The organism is Maricaulis sp. MIT060901 (assembly GCF_047123815.1).
GTDB lineage: Bacteria > Pseudomonadota > Alphaproteobacteria > Caulobacterales > Maricaulaceae > Maricaulis.
On record NZ_CP138920.1, the window covers coordinates 2,911,082 to 2,927,354 of the forward strand.

The following is a 16,273-nucleotide window of genomic DNA, read 5'->3' on the forward strand; positions in this document are numbered from 1 at the left end:
ATCCTGTTGGGCGGAGAAAAGGCATGAGAGGGGCCTGCGTCAAGTGCGCGATATGCGCATGGATAGTGCGCGAGCCTCTCCACCCGCCCCGGCCACCTTGCATGCTTTACATACAGCAAGGAGATCGTCATGTCCGAACAAAGCCCGCGCCTGTCACTTCCGCTCGTCATGCCGGACCAGGCCCAGAAACATGTCACCGTGAATGAGAGCCTGCTGCGTCTCGACACGCTGGTTCAGTTGAGCGTGGAGAGCCGCGTCCTCACGGCTCAGCCCTCATCGCCCGTGAATGGCCAGGCCTGGATCCTGCCGGCCGGAGCAAGCGGAACCGACTGGTCCGCGATGTCGACCGCCTCGATAGCGTTGTGGCGGGACGGTTCCTGGAGCGAGATTATTCCTCAGACCGGTTGGCAGGGCTGGGTGATTGATGAGGGCACTCGCTGTGTCTTTGGAGACGGGCACTGGACCGCAGCCTATGAGACTTCCGAACGCGTCCTGGCGCTTGGCGAGATGGGCGCACTGACCAAGGCGGTCTTGCTGGAGGAGGAGTTGGGCGCTCTTGCGGGCGCAAGCGTTCAGACGACGATCACCATCCCTGATCGCGCAATCGTCTTTGGCGTCTCCGTGAGAACCATCAGCGTGATCAACGGTGCCACCAGTTTCGACTGCGGCATAGCCAGCGAGACGTCCAAGTTCGGCGGATCACTCGGTATTGCCGCGGGCGCGTCCAATGTCGGCGTGATCGGCCCCCAGGCCTTTTACGCTGAAACGCCCGTTGTTTTGACGGCGAATGGGGGTGATTTCGCTGGCGGTACGGTGAGGGTAGCTATCCACGCCGTGGTGCCGGAAGCGCCGGACTAACCCTCAAACCCACTCATGATCTCCCGCAGCACCGCCTGTGTCGTTTCCGTCATGCCGTGCCCGTTGACCGGTACAAGACGGAAGTCCGCATGCGGACAGGCCGCAGCCAGGCGGAAGGCGGACTGAGGCGGGCAGACCATGTCATACCGGCTGTGCAGGATCGCCATCGGAATGTCCGCGAGGCGGTGGGCGTCCTGGATAAGCTGGTCGGGTTTCAGGAAACACCGGTTCTGGAAGTAGTGCGCCTCGATCAGGGAATGTGAGGCGATATAATCCGCGCCACGCTCGCGCAGGCTCTCCAGGACTTCCTGCGGCGAGTTTTCCAGGTAGGAGGTGCGGTCTTCATACTCAGTCCAGCGATAGACGGCGGAGCGCCGCAGTTCGTCAAGAGAGGCCGTCGCCAAGTTGGCCAGCAGCGGATAGCCTGCCGCCTGCTCCGCGCGCATGACATCCAGATACCAGTCCATGACGTTTGTGGCGCTTTCGCGTGCGGGTATCGGCACCGGGCTGATGAAGGCGTCCCACGCGTCCGGGAAGAAGCGCTGCAGCCCGTCCGGACTGTGCCACCAGTTCAGCTCACTCTCTGTGCCCAGGAAGACGGCCTGTACGACAAGTCCGCTGATCCGTTCCGGATGAGCTTGCGCGTAGGCGAGCGCAAGGGTGGAGCCCCAGGACGGTCCGTAGACAATCCATCGGTTCAGCCCGAGCGTGTCGCGAAGGATTTCGAGGTCGTCGATCAGATGAGCAGTGGTGTTGTGCTCGAGACTGGCGACCGGGCGGGATTGTCCTGCGCCGCGCTGGTCCAGCATGAGGATGCGAAACCGCTGGGGATCGAAGACCCGGCGATATTTCGGTGAACACCCCGAACCTGGCCCGCCATGCAGGAAGAGTAGGGGGATACCCGCCGGATTGCCGCATTCCTGCCAGAAGAGCTCATGCCCGTCTCCCGTTTCGAAACGGCCGGAATTGAAGGGGGTGATGTCGGGGAAAAACGCGCTCATCGCGCAAGCGTATGACTATTGCCCTGATAGTTCACGCGGATTGTCCAGTCGCAAACCTCGTCATCGGCGAGGCGCGCCTCGACCTCATGCATCATTACATCTGGCCCCTCCGCGATCGGGCTGAAAACACCATCCAGGCGTTCGGCGGCAAGGCGCGATTCGATCTGTGATCTCAGCGCCGGCTGATGCAGGGGGCAAGCTGCCCAGACAGACGGGTCCTCGGTGATGTTGAGAATGGAGTAGAGGCGCTCCTCTCTCGGCAGGTCCGCTGCCAGGCCCAGATGGGGGGACGCCCATACCGCGCCACCGGCCATCATGGCCGCAACGACAAGCGCTGCTCCTGCACGCATCAGATCAGATTGCATGACGTCCCCTCGGTCCCGCACGTGTTTTAGCGCCGCCAACATGGCGGGGCCAGATGCTGGCCGAGCTTGCAGATGGGAGCCGAGGCAGCGCGCGAAGACGAACCTGTTGAAAACCTGTCCGGAACCTCAACAGAAGTTCTCAAATGTCTAATACGGGCGAAATGCTGAGGACAGGTGCGCCGGGCGATGATCCCATCAACGGTTCAGCACACACACGGCATGAGATCGTGGGGCGCGGATCGTTCAATTGGTGCAGAGAAAGGTCCCCCCAATGAAACATGCGATTCTCCCCCTCGCCATTGCTGCAACCCTGCTGGCAGGTGCCAGCGCTTCCGCGGCCGAGCCGACCCAGATTGTGGATTTCCATCCGGCAGATCTGGCGACTGAAGCCGGCCAGGCCTCTATCCGCGCGGATATCCTGCGAGCCGCTGAAGACGTCTGTGCGAATCGCGACACACGCGCCCTGTCACTTCGCTCCGACCAACAGGAGTGCCTGCAAGCCGCCGTCAGCGAGGGTGAGGCCCTGTTGCAGGAGCGTGTTCGTGAGGCCGGTTACTTCCATTTCACCGTCGCCAACATCCCGCGCGCCATTAACTAGACGCGCTACATATCTCGCTGAGAGGGTTCAGCGTTACGAAAGGGGGCTTGCTTGCAGGCCCCCATTTTCGTGTTCGTACGTACGAGCGGAGCCGGGCGGTCCGAGAAGGCTGTGAGCTTTGGGGGAATGGTGCCGCGAGAGAGAATTGAACTCTCGGCCTCACCCTTACCAAGGAAACTGCGGCTTTCTCTTTCACCCAAGTATAGCAAGCACGTTGCCGTTCATGTGCCTGAGATTGTGTAAGGATTGTGTCAGAGCGTCCAGCCGTGGCGCTCTAGGCGCTCTGGCAGATCAGGTGTTGCGGCGTGCACGTAGCGCTGCACCATCGCGAGGCTTTTCCACCCGCCGTAGGCTTGCAGTCTGGGCAGGTCGGGGTCAAGCGCGTAGCGCCACGTAGCGCCCGTGTGGCGCAGGACATGGCAGGAAAAATGCGGCAGTCCGTTCTCACGACAAACCCGGGCGATGGACGTGTTGATCGCGTCGTAGGCATGGTAGCGCTTCTGGTCGTCTGCGCAGATCGGCGGGCGCGATAGATCCATCAATAGCGGCCGGGCGCGCGACAGAGGCTCTATAGAGCGTGTGTACCCGCCTTTGGTGCTCTCGCCCCACAGGGTGATCTTCCTGCCGTCCTGGGACACATCCCGCACATCCAGCTCAACGCCTTCGCTCGCTCGCATCATGGTGCCAAGATAGATGATGACGTTTCGTGCCACGTGCCATGGCGCGGCCTGGATGAATTCTTCGATCTCTTCGGGCGTGCGCCAGTCTGTTCGCCCCTCTGGCTGTTTGGGCCGTTTCCATTTTCGATGCCGACACCAATCCTGGTCTGCCGCAAATCGAAGGACGGCGATCGCTGGCGTGTAGAACTGCCGATTGACGGTGGATGGTTTAGCGCTTGGGTAGGCCTCTCGTGCGGCCCGATCCAAATCCGGTTGCCGGATTTCTGAGATCGGCCGGTCCATAAACGCCTGGACGACTTTGAGCATGTACTTGGCCTCGCCATGCTCAAGGTAGGCTTCTGCGGCTTCCGCAAAGCCAACCGGCCGAGCTTCCCCTAGGACCTTCTGCGCATAGATCGCGCGCTCGTACTTTTCTCGGACGGTTTCGGCTTCGGCTCTGACAGTTGTGCCAGCAGCCTTGCGGACGGAGACCCCGTGGTGGGTGCCTTGAATGTGCCACCAATCTCCACGTTTGATGAGTTTGAGGGGCATGGTGTCTGCAGGGCCTTGTACGCTTCAAGTTGGTCCATGGTGACACGCCGGCGCTTACCCACGTAGAAGCATAGGCCTCGCGCCTCGAGGTCTTTGGCCAAGACTCTAGCTGAAACAGCCATGAGCTTTGCCGCTTCTTGTATCGTCAGTGCGCGTTGCATGGGGCGGATCGTCGGAATTTGAATTGTTAGTGGCCTTCTGGCGTCCAGGGCGCTTGGCTACGCCTCAGATCGAAGGGTGCGTACGAGCTCAATCAGGCTGCGACGAACCTTTTGATCTTTCACTTCGGCGAAGGCGCTTGCGAGTGCCAGTCCGTCGGGGCTCGCGATGAATTCGTAGACCTTGTCCGCGGTCTCTTCGTCCAGCGCGGTTACGCCCTGGTCGTCGAGACCCTCGAAAAAGTAGGCAACGGGAACCTTCAGAACGCGCCCGACGTGGAAGAGACGGCTTGCTCCAACACGGTTCGTACCGCGCTCATACTTTTGGATCTGTTGGAAGGTCACGCCGAGCTTGTCGCCAAGGTCGCTTTGGCTGAGCTTCAGGTGCGCTCGGCGCAAACGAAGGCGTGCGCCAACGTGCTTATCGATATCCGTCGGTGTACGGGTGCTCATGTGGCCGCTCCATGTTCTGTGGTCTCGTTCTCAATAGCGTCTATCTCCCCATTTGCGAAATCTGCGGTTGCAACCTCGTTAGCGAGAAGTGTTCGCGCTCGTGTTTCATGCGCTGCTCGGACGGTGTCTTGTTCCGCGGCTGTGGCCTGAGCCCAATCCTCTGAGTGTTGCAGGTCGTTGAAGGCCTCGCCGAGTTCGCCGAGGTCGGCGATCTCGCTCAATTGCTCGGTGAACATCGTCAGCGTTGAGCTACAGGGGGCGTGCGAGCTCTGATCGGGGGCTAGAGTGTCAGTGGTCGGTTCAGCCTTGAGGAAGCGCCTGTGCATCCCCTCTGAGCTGTTTGAGCGATGATTGATAACGCTTCCCTGGTCTGCCATCTCGTCCTTGCTGACGACGCCGAGCATGACACCGGGTGTGAACCGGCGCCCCCAGGCACGTGCAGCGAAGTAGGCCAATTGCTGGTCGGGGTCATTCTTCCAAAGGGGGCTGTTCTTCGGTGTGATCTTGCCCAGCGTTGGTGTCTCGTACGTGCGGCTCACCACCTTGCCGTCATGGCTTTTGAACTTTCCTATGCAGGCGCAAGACCGTGTTTCGCCGCTGCCGGAGTATTGGAAGTCGAGCGGCTCGACGAGTGGCGCATTGAGATCAATGGCTGCTTTGATGACCTTTGCCTCGTAGGCGACCTTGTCGTTCACCACATAGGCGTTCTGACAAACGCCGAAAGGGTCCATTCGCCAGCGCAGCGCCTGCATGGCGACAGCGAGGCACAGCCCCGGCTGGTTCCGGAACGGCTTTGGTACGCCCTGTTGGGCCTGGCACATAAGTTTTGCGAACTCGACGACCTGAGGCAGGCTGTCCACGTTGATTGCCCCTTCGACGCCAAAGCTGGTGCGTTCTGCGATCGCAGAGACACGGTCGCCTTGGTCCAGAGTAAGGGGATCAGTAACCGCGAGCTGATGGTTCATGCGGCTTGCTCCATGTTCTTGAGGTTTTCGCACCATGCAGGTGCCGGTGGTAGCAGGCCTGCGTCCTCTTCGGCCTGCAGGCGTTGGTGAAGCCAGTCGGGCGTCTCGATGCACCCGCTGGGTACGTCGTAGGCCGGCCAGTCGTTGTTCTGGACGCATTCAGCGAAGGTCCTAATGGCGCGTCGGTTGAGTTGAGCGGCCCGCCAGATCAAATCTTGGCTGAGCTCGATGGGTACGACGGCGTAGGGTGGCGCCTTCTCCTGCATCACCAGGACAAAGCACCGAATTTCCTGGCGACGTGTGTGCCATAGGCCCTCAGCGCAGAGTGCGAGCTGTTGTGCGTAGCCCCGTTCGATGATGTCTCGCTGACGGGCACGGTGTCGCGCATCGGTGGTCGTTTTGTAATCGGCCAAGGTGTCATCGGCGTGCAGGCCGTCGACCGAGATAGCTGGGATCACATCAGGGCGCGCCTTAAGCCAGACACCGGTCTCTTCGTCCTGCCAGATAATCGATTTCTCGACTTCTCCCTGGAAAACACCGCCCTGTACGATCGGGTGTGCTTCCAGAGCTGATTTCATGCCTTTGATGGTGTCCATCTGATCAGGCATGACGAGGGTGCGCCGTGTCGCCTGTTGGTCGGTTTTCCACTTGCGTTTCGCGGTGACGGTCCAATCGCCAATCACGACACCGTCCGCTTCGCCATCGGCCTCGTTCTTGTTCCAGTTGGTGAACGGCACAAGCGTGAACGAGCGTGCGAATGGCTCATCACCGAGCAGCAGGGAGTGTGCGGCGCGACCGAAAGCCAGTGCCTTGGTGTCTATCGCCGCACGGTCCGGATTGAGATAGCTCTCAACGAAATAGTGGGCCGGTGAGAATGCCTCGATCTTGCGCAGGCCAGATGAGGAGATCGACGGGCCGACACAGCAGTCACCGTGATAGAACTCCATCGGCAGATCGTAGACGCCCGGGCGATCAATTTTCGCAATGTTGAGTTCGTCAGGGCACACTTTACCCGTCGTGTCGTTAGGCATTGTTCAACGTCCTATCGGAGAAAGAGACCGGCCAGGCAGGCGAGAAGGGCGGGCGCGCTCAACACGACAATCCAGCCGGTCAGAGTGAGGGGCACTCGTCTATGCGGTCGCACAGAGTTCATGCCGCCTCCGGCGGCTCTGGGCTTTGGGGAGGAGTTCCAGAGCCCGCCGAACCATTGATAAGGGTGAAGGGACGACCCCGCTGGCCATCCTGATCGGGGGAGGGTTGATCAGGAGTGCTCGGATGGTTGCCCGCGCCAGCGGGGTCGCTTTTCACTGAGGAGACGGGACAGGGTTTCCCCTCAGTGAGGTCGGGTCGCAGATCGTCGACAGTCGAGAGCACCTGAAGGGCGCGCTCTGATGCGTCGATACCTGCTTGAATGTGTCGCTTGGCCGCTTCCAGGGAAGCTGAATCCTTGGGCACGGAAATGTTGTAGATCGTGCTCTCAGCCTTCCCCACGTACCGCATCGCCTTTCGTGCGGACTGGTCAGCATTGCCGAGCTCTTCGTCGACCTGGTTCAGGAGGTTGAAGATCGCGTTCATGCTGCCACCTGTTGGGTTTGAGCAGCAATCGCAGCCTCGATCATGTCGGGGTAGAAGGAGGCGCTAGGCATAGGCTTGCGGCGATGAAAATCCGCAACGCGTTGGGCCTTCTCCACGCCTTCCGTGACAACAAGGCGTTCGGCTGCATCCCTGAACCATTGGTTCTCGGTGTTCGTGATCGCATCCATCAAGCGGCCTCCTTCTGTTCGGAAATGACCGCATTCGGGCGACGGGCAGCCTCAGCCAGAGCCAGACGCTCGAAGCCCTTCGCGGTCAGTTTGTACTGGTAATAGAAACGGTTCGGGGAGAGGCGCTTCTCAACGAGGCCCTGTTGCTCGTAAACGCGAGCAGAGCTGTCGCTGAGGTCGTTCGGGTGATCACCGTAGCTCCAACCACCGTCAACCAGTTCCAGCTCCGGGCGAAACTCGCCAGCCAGAACGCGAAACCAGTTGTAGGCCGCCAGCGGAAGGCGGTCGGCTTCGGTGTAACGATGTTGGTTGTTGGTGTGCATTTCCTGCTCCCCGGTTGTGAGAGCAAGTTACATGCGGTGTAATTACATGGCAAGTAAAAAATTACGTCCCATGTAAAAATTCTCGATGGGTTCGCCCGAATGCCGCGCACAGCAAGGGGAATCGGCGTGTGATTTTTTCACACCCGGCGAGCAGTCTTTGTGTGACTTGGTGTGTCCTAGGCCTTCTTCTTGTCCGTGAAGGTTTCAAGAATCTGGCGGGCCTGGTCGCGCTTCTCAGCGCTGATGCGGGACCAGATGTTGAAGACCTCTGCAGCAGGCGCTTCGGGCTCTACAGAAAGAAGATCCGCCGGTGTGCACTCCAGCGCCTCGGCGATCTGCTCAAGCTGACGCTGGTTGTAAGGCTGTTTGCCATTCTCAATGCGAGAGAGGCTGGCGGTTGTGATGCCAATAGCATCTGCCAGCCATTCTTGGCTGCGCTCGCGATGCTTGCGCCACTCGCGAATGAAGGTTTTTCCGAGCTCTTTATCCATGGCGCCAATGATCGCGCTCCTCTCGGGCGGCTTCCATATCGCCTGATGTAATTTTGTGCTTGCCATGAAATTACATCACACGTAACTTACATCCCATGAAACATTTAGAGACATTCCAGGCTTGGCTCGACGCAGCTGAGCTGTCTGACAAGGAAGCCGCGCGAGTCCTGGAGACAAGTGCCGTGACTGTGTGGCGCATCCGTACTGGTCGCCAGTGGCCGTCCCGGGAGTTGGCGCAGAAGATAGTGACCGCTTCAGATGGTGCAGTTTCTCTCGGTGGGATCGCATTCGGCCCCTCGAAAGACGCGGCCTGATGCAGGCCTCATCCAAATCTCTTGAATGCGGTGACGTTGTCCGGGCTGGATCCCAGCACCTGGAACAATTCATGCGCGAGCGCGAGGCCGGCGTGCTTCGTGAGGTAGAGCTGGATGAACTTCTCTCCGCACTGAAGCTCAACCCATGCGCCATTATCCTTGGCAGCCGTAACCGGCGCTCTGTCCACGAAGAGAGCGTAACCATCCATGCTGAACCCCTGTGTTTGTTGTTCAGCAATCTGTACGCGAGTGGGGCGTCAAAAAGAGTCCGATCGCGTTTACGATTGGCAGCACTCGTACGCACCGCGTCACGCCGATTTCTTCCGGCTCATGTTCGCCGCTCGGGCGTCATAGAGGTCCGCGGCCGCGTTGAGCGCCTCCCGGTATTTGGGCTCCACGATCCGGCACTGCGCCAATTCTCTCAACGCCGCAGACCTGTCTTCCAGTTTTTCCACCAGCTCACCGAACATCGTTCGTTCTCCACTTGCTACGCCTGCGGGGAACATCGGTCGGGTGCTGGTCTGTCGTCCATTACATCAGCACGAGTGAAATTTAATGACCGCCTACAAGCCGCGTAAGCCGGGAACCTTTGACGAGGCAACGACGACCATCCGCAACCTGTTCGGCGCCGGTCCTATGGGGCTGCACGTTGGTGTGTCGGATGCGACGATCAACGCGGCCTGTGATGCTGACGTGTCCAACTATACGCCCCTCCGGGTCGACCGAGCTCTGGACCTGGATGTTTGGTACGTGAGGGCGACGGGCAGGGCGGCTCCGATCCATGCAGCCTATGGACAGATGTTGGCCGACCGTACCCAGCAGGCGCCCATGGCAGGGCTGCCCCATGAGAACATGGCCAATCTCTCCAAGGAGAGTTCCGAGGTCATCGAGGCCATTGCCAAATTCGTCGCGACCGAGGGCTGCTCATCCGCTTCGGAAGAGGTCGTGCGCCAGTGCGACGACGTGATCCGTCTCATGCAAGCCATCAGGACCAAGCACGCCCGCAATGCCGGGCTGCTGCCGGCCGACACGCAGCAGGCCGACGACAACGCTGCGTAATCTCCAACCGAAGGAAGTCTGGAATGACTGAAGAAGTGAAGGACGTCGAGACGCTACCGAACCTCTCCGATGATGTGATCATCGCCTGTCACCGTCGCATGTCCGAGATCGAGGCCGAGGAAGAGAAGGCCAAGGGGGCCCTCAAGGCTATCCGTGATCGCAAGAAGAACACGCGCAACGAGTTCAAGGGTTATGGCATCACGTTGGGTGTCTTCGACCAGGCCCGAAAGGATCTCCTCAAAGACGAGGACGAGGTGCGCGCTGAGCTCGCGGAGCGTGGTCGCTATCTGACCGCCATGAAATCCCCTCTGGGTCATCAGTTCGATCTGTTCGCGGATACGGACAAGACACCGCAGGATGATCGCTGGTTCAGCCAGGGTTTCAATGCGTATCTGCGCGGCGAGGCCATTGAAGACAATCCGCACAAGCCTGGTGATGAAGGGCGTGCTCATTGGGAACGCGGCTTCCAGGCCTGTCACAATCAGAATGTGATGGGGCTCCAGGCTCTGGCTGGCCCGAGCGATGAAGACGCGGGCGAAGAAGATGCCGAGCCGACGAGCGAGCTGGAAGAGGCCATGGAGGAGGCGGACGCCGCTGCCGAGGCCGCAGAAGGCGCTCCTGTCGACGAAGATGCTGCCAATGACGCAGCAGAAGAACCGGCAGCTGCCTGATGCCGGTTTCTTTCCTCATAAAAGGAAAGCCGGTTCCCAAGGGACGGGCGCGTGCCACCATCATCGGTGGTCACGCCCGCCTCTATACGCCGGACACCACTCGTCGGTTCGAGGAGCTGGTCGCGCTATTCGGACGTTCAGCGATGCGCACGGCTGGGCTGAAGCTTCTGGATGAGCCCCTGGCTTTTCATCTGATCGCCCGGATGCCGATCCCCAAATCGACACCGAAGTACAAGCGCAAGGACATGCTCTCTGGGCTGATCCTCCCGGCCAAGAAACCTGACCTGGACAACCTGACCAAGTCCGTGACTGACGGCCTCAATGGCGTCGTCTATCGCGACGATGCGCTGATCTGCCAGGCGTCCCAGTCGAAGATCTATCACGCCGAACCAGGCGTGTTCGTCTCCATCCAAACCATTGCCGAGCAGCGAGCTGCTGCCGAACGGAGAGCTGCATGAAACGCAGAAAGCTGACCCGTAAACAGAAGGCCGAGCTCTTCCTCGCATATGACGGCAAATGCGCCGCGTGTGGTGTGAAGCTCCATGTCACGGACGCAGAGTGGGATCACATCAAAGAACGCCGCATGGCAGTCGACGAGGAAGACGCAAAGGCCCGTGAGCAGCTTTCCAACTTTCAGCCGCTCTGCACCCAATGCCACCGTGAGAAAACCGACGATTGGACCGGAAAGCACGCCAAGGCCGAGCGCCAGGGCGGACGCACCGGACAGCAGGCTAGGCGCCAGCGGAAGAAGGCTGACGGTTCCTATCGGGGCATCCCGTCTCCTGCCAACCCGTGGCCGGCCAAAGGAACACGCAAGATCCAGAGCCGGGGGTTTGGAGCATGAGCAGCAAGCCGATCGACGCGCGCATCTTCGAGCGCGAACAGCATGAGCATTATGTCGAGCAACGCTGGTGCACGGAGCTCCTCTTGGCCGCTGAACAGTTTGACGGCCAGATCTGGGACCCCGCCTGTGGCTACGGCACAATCCCGAAGGTCTGTAAGGCCGCCGGGTTTTCTGTCACTGCGACCGACATTGTGGACCGAGGGTATGGGCAAGGCGGCCAGAACTTCCTGGCATTCAGTCGGAAGCTGGTGGGGCCGGTCGACAACATCATCTGCAATCCACCGTTCGATCTGGCGGAAGAGTTTATCGACCAGGCGCTTCGGTTCGCTCGGAAGAAGGTGGCGATGCTGCTGCCGCTCACTTTCCTGAGTTCTGGTGGGCGCTATGACGACTTCATGGGCGGCTGGCCGGTGTCACGAATTCACTTTCTGTCGACCCGCCCCTCTATGCCGCCCGGACGCTTCCTTGATCCAGAAACCCTGCGTTTCTGCTGCAACGATCCGGAGCCGAAAATCAGCCAGGCGAATGGTGAAGCCAAGTATCGCTGGCGTGTTGGCGACAAGCCCGCGGGAGGCACCAAGGATTTCTGCTGGGTGGTGATGACCAAGGGCCATGAAGGCCCATCCCAGAACAACTGGCTGGCCGAGCCTGGGCGGCTCGCTCGATCGCGTGCGCTCCGTCGCCGGCCGATCATGTCGGAGGCCGCATGATGGACGATGCCTTGGTGCCGATGGAGTACGAGCCTGCCGACTACGGAGAGCCGGAGGTGGTTCTCGACACAGCACCGCATAACCTAGAGGCCGAGCAGGCTCTGCTGGGCGCGTTGTTGTACGATAACGAGGTGTATTTCCGGGTCTCGGACTTCCTTCATGTCGAACACTTCTATGACCCGGTCCATGCACGCATCTATGAGACGGCGAGCGATCTGATCGGCCGTGGCAGCCGGGTGGATGCTGTCATCCTGAAGACCCATTTCGAGCGCGATGACGGCCTCAAGGAAATCGGTGGCGTCACCTATCTGGCCGTCCTTATGGAGAGCGCGGCTGACACTCCGGCGGCCAAAGAGTACGCCAAAATCATCTATGAGCTGGCCACCAGACGCGAGCTGATCCGAATTGGAAACGCCCTAAAGGTCAGCGCGACCGATGCCACTGATGTCGCTCCACGTGAGTTGATCGTCGAGGCCGAGGCGGAATTGTTCTCGCTAGCCGAGCAGGGCACTGCAAAGGGGGGGCTGAAGGCGTTCAAGACAGGGCTGGCGAAGTCCCTCGACATGGTCGCTGCTGCCCATGCGAATGAGGGTGGTCTCAGCGGCATCTCGACCGGCCTGAAAGCCCTGGATGAGAAGCTCGGAGGCTTGCATCCGTCCGACCTCATCATCCTGGCAGGGCGTCCCTCCATGGGTAAGACCTCGCTGGCAACCAATATCGCCTTTGATGTTGCCAGAAACTACCGGTACGAGGACCAACCAGATGGCACCCGCAAGACCGTTTCCGGAGGGATCGTCGGGTTCTGGTCGTTGGAGATGTCCGAGGAGCAACTGACGACACGATTGCTCTCCGAGTACACAGGCATCTCCGGCATTGCGATGCGTAAGGGTCAGCTAGACGTTGACCAGTACGGCGAGGTCCGGGAAGCCGCCCTGGAGATCCAGAACCTTCCCCTTCACATCGACGATACCGGCGGCATCCACATCGCAAAGCTCGCCGCGACCGCGCGCCGGCAAAAGCGCAGGACCGGTCTCGACCTGATCGTCGTCGACTATCTCCAGCTTGTGACCTCGTCCAAGGGGCGGGAAGGTCGGGTGCAAGAAATCTCCGACGTCACGCAGAAGCTCAAGGCGCTCGCCAAGGAGCTGAATGTGCCGGTGATCGCGCTTTCCCAACTGTCTCGCCAGGTGGAGCAGCGCCAGGACAAGAAGCCTCAACTCTCGGACCTGCGCGAATCTGGGTCAATCGAGCAGGACGCGGACGTGGTCATGTTTGTCTACCGCGAGGCCTATTACAAAGAGCGCGAGCGCCCTCAGTACAAAACGCCCGAATACCTGGCGTGGGAAGACGAGTTCGAGCGCATCAAGGATCACGCCGAGGTCATCATCGGCAAGCAGCGCCACGGACCCATTGGCACGGCTGAAATCGCTTTCGACGGCTCGACCACGACCTTCCGAGATCGGGAGGCGTATTGATGAGCAATCCTTGGATGAAATTCTATCCTTCCGATTGGCGCGCTGATCCGCGCCTTCGCATGTGTTCCCTAGCCGCCCGGGGTTTGTGGGTGGAAATGCTTGCCCTGATGCATGAGGCAAGCCCTTACGGCCATTGTCTCGTCAACGGTCTACCGCCCAATGAGATGCAGCTCGCCGTGTTGGCAGGAGCGCCCTCCGACCAGGTCCCCGATCTTCTCGGCGAACTGGAAACGGCCGGCGTTTTCTCCCGCACGAGAGAGGGCGTCATTTATTCGCGGCGGATGACCCGGGACGACAAGAAGAGCCGAACAGCCCGGAAAAACGGCAAAAAAGGAGGCAACCCAACTTTAGGAAAAGAAACGCTTTTCCCGTCGTCGGATAAGCAAAAGCATAAGGGTGAGGATAAAACCCAGAAACCAGAGGCCAGAGGCCAGAAAGAACCCCAAACCCCTTACGGGGTGGAGGACGCGGTTCATGATTGGAACCGAATGGCTGAGCGCTGCGACCTGCCCAAGTGTAAGGCGGTAACCAAGGCCCGGAAGTCAGCCATTGGCATGCGGTTGCGTGACCATGGCGAGAAGGGCTGGAAACAGGTCATAGAGTTCATCTCGAAGAGCTCACATCATCTCGGCCAGAACGATCGAAACTGGAAGGCGGGAATTGACTTTGCCTCCCGTGAAAGCGCGTTCGTCGGCATCCTGGAGCGATGTGAAGAGACAACCATCGCAGCACCCCAGACCCCCGAGGCGTGGGCCCGGCGGGTGGAATACTTCCAAACTGAGGGCGAATGGCATGCGCCAGGCCCGAAGCCGAATGAGCCTGGCTGCCAGGCGCCCCCTGAGGTGCTTGAGCGAGCCGGTTATCCGCAACTCATCCAGGGAGCGCTTGTATGATTGGCGTTGTCGAAAACCCCCACATGAAGGCCCTCATCGAGAGCTATGTGCCGTTGTTGGTCAGTGACGCGTGGAGCGACAGGCGCAAGGCGTCGGCACGGCGCGCAATTGAGCAGATGTGCAAGCGGGCATCCCAGATCGGAGCGACCGGAGCCCATGTCAGCCATGACCGAGCAGCGCACCAGCACGCGATGGAATTGGCGGTGGAGCTTGTGGCCGCAATCGATCCCGAGAAGGTTTCCACGGACCCCGACCGTCTAGCAGCAGCGAAGGAGATGCAGGGGCTGGTGGTTCTGCTCCTGTCCTCCCTGGACCAAGGCAGGGCTGCCGCATGAGGATCACCATCGTGAAAGCGGGAGAGACCCGGGTGCCTGGCCAAGTGCCGCATTGTGGCAAGTCCCGCTCACCGAAGCGCGGCTCTTCCGAATGGATTTGTGCCGACCATTGGAAGCAGGTCCCACGCGGTTACAGGAGCGTCCTGCGGCGAACCGCTAAGGCCTGCGAGGCGAGCCTGACCAGTCGCAATCTCAGAAGAAATGAACGGGCATGGAAGCGCTGTGTCCGCATGGCAATCGAAGCAGCAGCGGGGATAGCGTAGTGCCAAGACGTAACCGTCCAACAGATCCGGTATTTGAACCAGTCGCTCCGAAGCCGTTGAACAGATCACAGGCCCGCCGGTTGGCTGCCGCCTTTGAGCTGCCCGAGTATCCGATCGTCAGCGCTGCGTCGACGCCGGACGTGATCCGCGCCGAGGTTGATGAAACGGTGATCAAGAACAGGCTTGCCCGGCTGAAAACCGAGCAGGAACGACGGGAATTCGCGCTGCGCACGTCGAGCCCAGGTGGCCGAGACGGGGAAAACCTCCAGCTGACGCACCGGGCCAGGGTCAATGACAATCCGAAGCACGCAGATCAGTGGGCGGATTTCGACACAAGCCACCCAATCGAGAAGATGCGTGTCCGCCAATCTCTGGGCACCTCAGCCCAGCAAAGGTTTCGCCGGTATTGCGCGGCCAAGGTGTGGCTCACGTTCTTCCTCAAGGCCCAGGGGTTCAATGTCAGCACCTGGCTGAAGGAGCAAGTGGACGGCACCGGAGACCCAGAAGCGAGCGCCCTGTCTCGCCTGGACGCCATGATGCAGCGCATGAATGTGATCGACGCCAGCCTTATGGATTTGTCGGCTCACCGTTCGCTGGTCATGCAACGGCGCTTTTTCGACCTTGATTCGGTTTGCGCGATCGGTTTCACCGTTTCGGAGGTCGCAAACCGGACTGGCCGGAGCGAGCGCGGCGTAAAAAAATCGCTGCTTTCTGGCCTGGACGCGATCAGCGGATATGCCCCGTGGGACAAGCATTTAGAAGCCGTTGGGGTGCTCTACATCGAGGGGCGTGACCTAGCTGCTTGAAAAGACTCTTGAAAAAACCACTTGCGCAAAGTCCGGTTTTTGTGATTCCCATCTCTACGTTCGAAGAATCCGCCCGGCGCCCAGCGCTCCGGGCGGTTTTTCGTTAGGGTTGCTGAAACTGCATCGGATCGCGTCCAAGGCAGCGTAACGCCACGAGGGTCGCGCCCTCAGCCCTTGATTGCCATAGAGGCACCGGCCCGCCACGTGGTACCAGGCGGGCCGCTTTCCACACGATCCGGTGACGGGGTGGAGGCTAGGAGAAGGCGGCCACCAGCCCGCACAGTGCGAGCACGAAGGCGATGGCTCCCATGCCGACGGCACCGGCTATCCCAGCGTGAAAGAGCCGGCGTGCGGCGGCCAGATTGCTCGCCTCGTTCCAACCGCCGATAATTATCAACGGATCGCCCTCTCTGGACTCGTGGTGCTTGTGGGTCGGCCTCACAAACGCCGTAGCGAGCGCGCTGGCGAGCGATCCGCCCAGGGCGAGCCCAGCGGCCCAGAACCACAGTAGGTCCGCCAGGCTGAAGGTCGAACGGGCCATCAGTGAGCCGATCAGTTGGAAACCGAACAGAAACAGAGCGAAGCGGTAATAGGGTTTCACGAATTTAAACGTCGCGCTGACATGCGCATCGAGAGGAGTCGGTTCCACCAATGTTGGTGGGACACGATCCCTCACTATGTTGTCGATCTTTTGGTCGAGCCAGTTCAGCATGCGCC

General features: G+C 60.2%; 24 protein-coding genes. 11 read left to right on the top strand and 13 right to left on the bottom strand.

Features of this window, described 5'->3' with window-relative positions; translation table 11 throughout:
- Positions 1 to 129: 129 nt before the first annotated feature.
- Positions 130 to 858, top strand: coding sequence for a DUF2793 domain-containing protein (locus SIC17_RS14340; RefSeq protein ID WP_291896428.1), 729 nt, complete (start codon positions 130 to 132; stop codon positions 856 to 858).
- Here SIC17_RS14340 and pip read toward each other — a convergent pair.
- The gene (gene pip / locus SIC17_RS14345) at positions 855 to 1,859 is read right to left on the bottom strand and encodes a prolyl aminopeptidase (RefSeq protein ID WP_291896426.1); all 1,005 of its coding nucleotides are present in this window, start codon (positions 1,857 to 1,859) and stop codon (positions 855 to 857) included. The genes SIC17_RS14340 and pip overlap by 4 nt on opposite strands.
- Entirely contained in the window at positions 1,856 to 2,224 is a 369-nt protein-coding gene (locus SIC17_RS14350; protein ID WP_412545783.1) for a hypothetical protein, read from the bottom strand. The genes pip and SIC17_RS14350 overlap by 4 nt, the downstream gene beginning before the upstream one ends.
- 271 nt (positions 2,225 to 2,495) lie before the next feature.
- Between SIC17_RS14350 and SIC17_RS14355 the strand changes: the two genes are divergently transcribed.
- Positions 2,496 to 2,822: a UrcA family protein gene (locus SIC17_RS14355; protein WP_291896421.1), complete on the top strand. Its 327-nt coding sequence runs from the start codon at positions 2,496 to 2,498 to the stop codon at positions 2,820 to 2,822.
- Between the two features lie 251 nt (positions 2,823 to 3,073).
- Here SIC17_RS14355 and SIC17_RS14360 read toward each other — a convergent pair whose 3' ends face one another.
- The 10 genes from SIC17_RS14360 to SIC17_RS14405 all read right to left on the bottom strand — a co-directional run bounded on the left by SIC17_RS14360 (position 3,074) and on the right by SIC17_RS14405 (position 8,970).
- On the bottom strand, positions 3,074 to 4,033 hold the full coding sequence (locus tag SIC17_RS14360; RefSeq protein ID WP_412545784.1) for a tyrosine-type recombinase/integrase: 960 nt from the start codon (positions 4,031 to 4,033) through the stop codon (positions 3,074 to 3,076).
- A 218-nt stretch (positions 4,034 to 4,251) separates the two neighbouring features.
- Positions 4,252 to 4,644: a helix-turn-helix domain-containing protein gene (locus SIC17_RS14365; protein WP_412545785.1), complete on the bottom strand. Its 393-nt coding sequence runs from the start codon at positions 4,642 to 4,644 to the stop codon at positions 4,252 to 4,254.
- On the bottom strand, positions 4,641 to 5,609 hold the full coding sequence (locus tag SIC17_RS14370; protein WP_412545786.1) for a recombinase RecT: 969 nt from the start codon (positions 5,607 to 5,609) through the stop codon (positions 4,641 to 4,643). The genes SIC17_RS14365 and SIC17_RS14370 overlap by 4 nt, the downstream gene beginning before the upstream one ends.
- Entirely contained in the window at positions 5,606 to 6,640 is a 1,035-nt protein-coding gene (locus tag SIC17_RS14375) for a PD-(D/E)XK nuclease-like domain-containing protein (RefSeq protein ID WP_412545787.1), read from the bottom strand. Before SIC17_RS14375 ends, SIC17_RS14370 begins: the two co-directional genes overlap by 4 nt.
- Before the next feature lie 118 nt (positions 6,641 to 6,758).
- Positions 6,759 to 7,184, bottom strand: coding sequence for a hypothetical protein (locus SIC17_RS14380; protein ID WP_412545788.1), 426 nt, complete (start codon positions 7,182 to 7,184; stop codon positions 6,759 to 6,761).
- The gene (locus tag SIC17_RS14385; protein WP_412545789.1) at positions 7,181 to 7,372 is read right to left on the bottom strand and encodes a hypothetical protein; all 192 of its coding nucleotides are present in this window, start codon (positions 7,370 to 7,372) and stop codon (positions 7,181 to 7,183) included. The genes SIC17_RS14380 and SIC17_RS14385 overlap by 4 nt, the downstream gene beginning before the upstream one ends.
- Positions 7,372 to 7,695: a hypothetical protein gene (locus SIC17_RS14390; protein WP_412545790.1), complete on the bottom strand. Its 324-nt coding sequence runs from the start codon at positions 7,693 to 7,695 to the stop codon at positions 7,372 to 7,374. Before SIC17_RS14390 ends, SIC17_RS14385 begins: the two co-directional genes overlap by 1 nt.
- Before the next feature lie 176 nt (positions 7,696 to 7,871).
- Entirely contained in the window at positions 7,872 to 8,252 is a 381-nt protein-coding gene (locus SIC17_RS14395) for a helix-turn-helix domain-containing protein (protein ID WP_412545791.1), read from the bottom strand.
- Positions 8,253 to 8,508: 256 nt separating this feature from the next.
- Positions 8,509 to 8,709 (bottom strand): hypothetical protein, encoded by a 201-nt coding sequence (locus SIC17_RS14400; RefSeq protein ID WP_412545792.1) that lies wholly within the window; start codon positions 8,707 to 8,709, stop codon positions 8,509 to 8,511.
- Between the two features lie 99 nt (positions 8,710 to 8,808).
- Positions 8,809 to 8,970, bottom strand: coding sequence for a hypothetical protein (locus SIC17_RS14405; RefSeq protein WP_412545793.1), 162 nt, complete (start codon positions 8,968 to 8,970; stop codon positions 8,809 to 8,811).
- A gap of 85 nt (positions 8,971 to 9,055) precedes the next feature.
- Between SIC17_RS14405 and SIC17_RS14410 the strand changes: the two genes are divergently transcribed.
- The 9 genes from SIC17_RS14410 to SIC17_RS14450 all read left to right on the top strand — a co-directional run bounded on the left by SIC17_RS14410 (position 9,056) and on the right by SIC17_RS14450 (position 15,556).
- Entirely contained in the window at positions 9,056 to 9,559 is a 504-nt protein-coding gene (locus SIC17_RS14410) for a hypothetical protein (protein ID WP_412545794.1), read from the top strand.
- 23 nt (positions 9,560 to 9,582) lie between these two features.
- A complete protein-coding gene (locus SIC17_RS14415) occupies positions 9,583 to 10,230 on the top strand; it encodes a hypothetical protein (protein WP_412545795.1) in 648 nt (215 codons plus the stop codon).
- Complete coding sequence (locus tag SIC17_RS14420) at positions 10,230 to 10,688, top strand: RusA family crossover junction endodeoxyribonuclease (protein ID WP_412545796.1); 459 nt, start codon at positions 10,230 to 10,232, stop codon at positions 10,686 to 10,688. Before SIC17_RS14415 ends, SIC17_RS14420 begins: the two co-directional genes overlap by 1 nt.
- Positions 10,685 to 11,074 carry an HNH endonuclease gene (locus tag SIC17_RS14425; protein WP_412545797.1) on the top strand — a complete coding sequence of 130 codons (390 nt, stop codon included), beginning with the start codon at positions 10,685 to 10,687 and terminating at the stop codon, positions 11,072 to 11,074. Before SIC17_RS14420 ends, SIC17_RS14425 begins: the two co-directional genes overlap by 4 nt.
- Positions 11,071 to 11,784 carry a hypothetical protein gene (locus SIC17_RS14430; protein WP_412545798.1) on the top strand — a complete coding sequence of 238 codons (714 nt, stop codon included), beginning with the start codon at positions 11,071 to 11,073 and terminating at the stop codon, positions 11,782 to 11,784. The genes SIC17_RS14425 and SIC17_RS14430 overlap by 4 nt, the downstream gene beginning before the upstream one ends.
- Entirely contained in the window at positions 11,784 to 13,259 is a 1,476-nt protein-coding gene (locus SIC17_RS14435) for a replicative DNA helicase (RefSeq protein ID WP_412545799.1), read from the top strand. Before SIC17_RS14430 ends, SIC17_RS14435 begins: the two co-directional genes overlap by 1 nt.
- Positions 13,259 to 14,152, top strand: coding sequence for a hypothetical protein (locus SIC17_RS14440; protein WP_412545800.1), 894 nt, complete (start codon positions 13,259 to 13,261; stop codon positions 14,150 to 14,152). The genes SIC17_RS14435 and SIC17_RS14440 overlap by 1 nt, the downstream gene beginning before the upstream one ends.
- Positions 14,149 to 14,487 carry a hypothetical protein gene (locus tag SIC17_RS14445; protein WP_412545801.1) on the top strand — a complete coding sequence of 113 codons (339 nt, stop codon included), beginning with the start codon at positions 14,149 to 14,151 and terminating at the stop codon, positions 14,485 to 14,487. Before SIC17_RS14440 ends, SIC17_RS14445 begins: the two co-directional genes overlap by 4 nt.
- A gap of 319 nt (positions 14,488 to 14,806) precedes the next feature.
- Positions 14,807 to 15,556 (top strand): hypothetical protein, encoded by a 750-nt coding sequence (locus tag SIC17_RS14450; protein ID WP_412545802.1) that lies wholly within the window; start codon positions 14,807 to 14,809, stop codon positions 15,554 to 15,556.
- A 253-nt stretch (positions 15,557 to 15,809) separates the two neighbouring features.
- Here the strand turns inward: SIC17_RS14450 and SIC17_RS14455 are convergent, their stop codons facing one another.
- Positions 15,810 to 16,268 (bottom strand): hypothetical protein, encoded by a 459-nt coding sequence (locus SIC17_RS14455; RefSeq protein WP_412545803.1) that lies wholly within the window; start codon positions 16,266 to 16,268, stop codon positions 15,810 to 15,812.
- Positions 16,269 to 16,273: the final 5 nt, after the last annotated feature.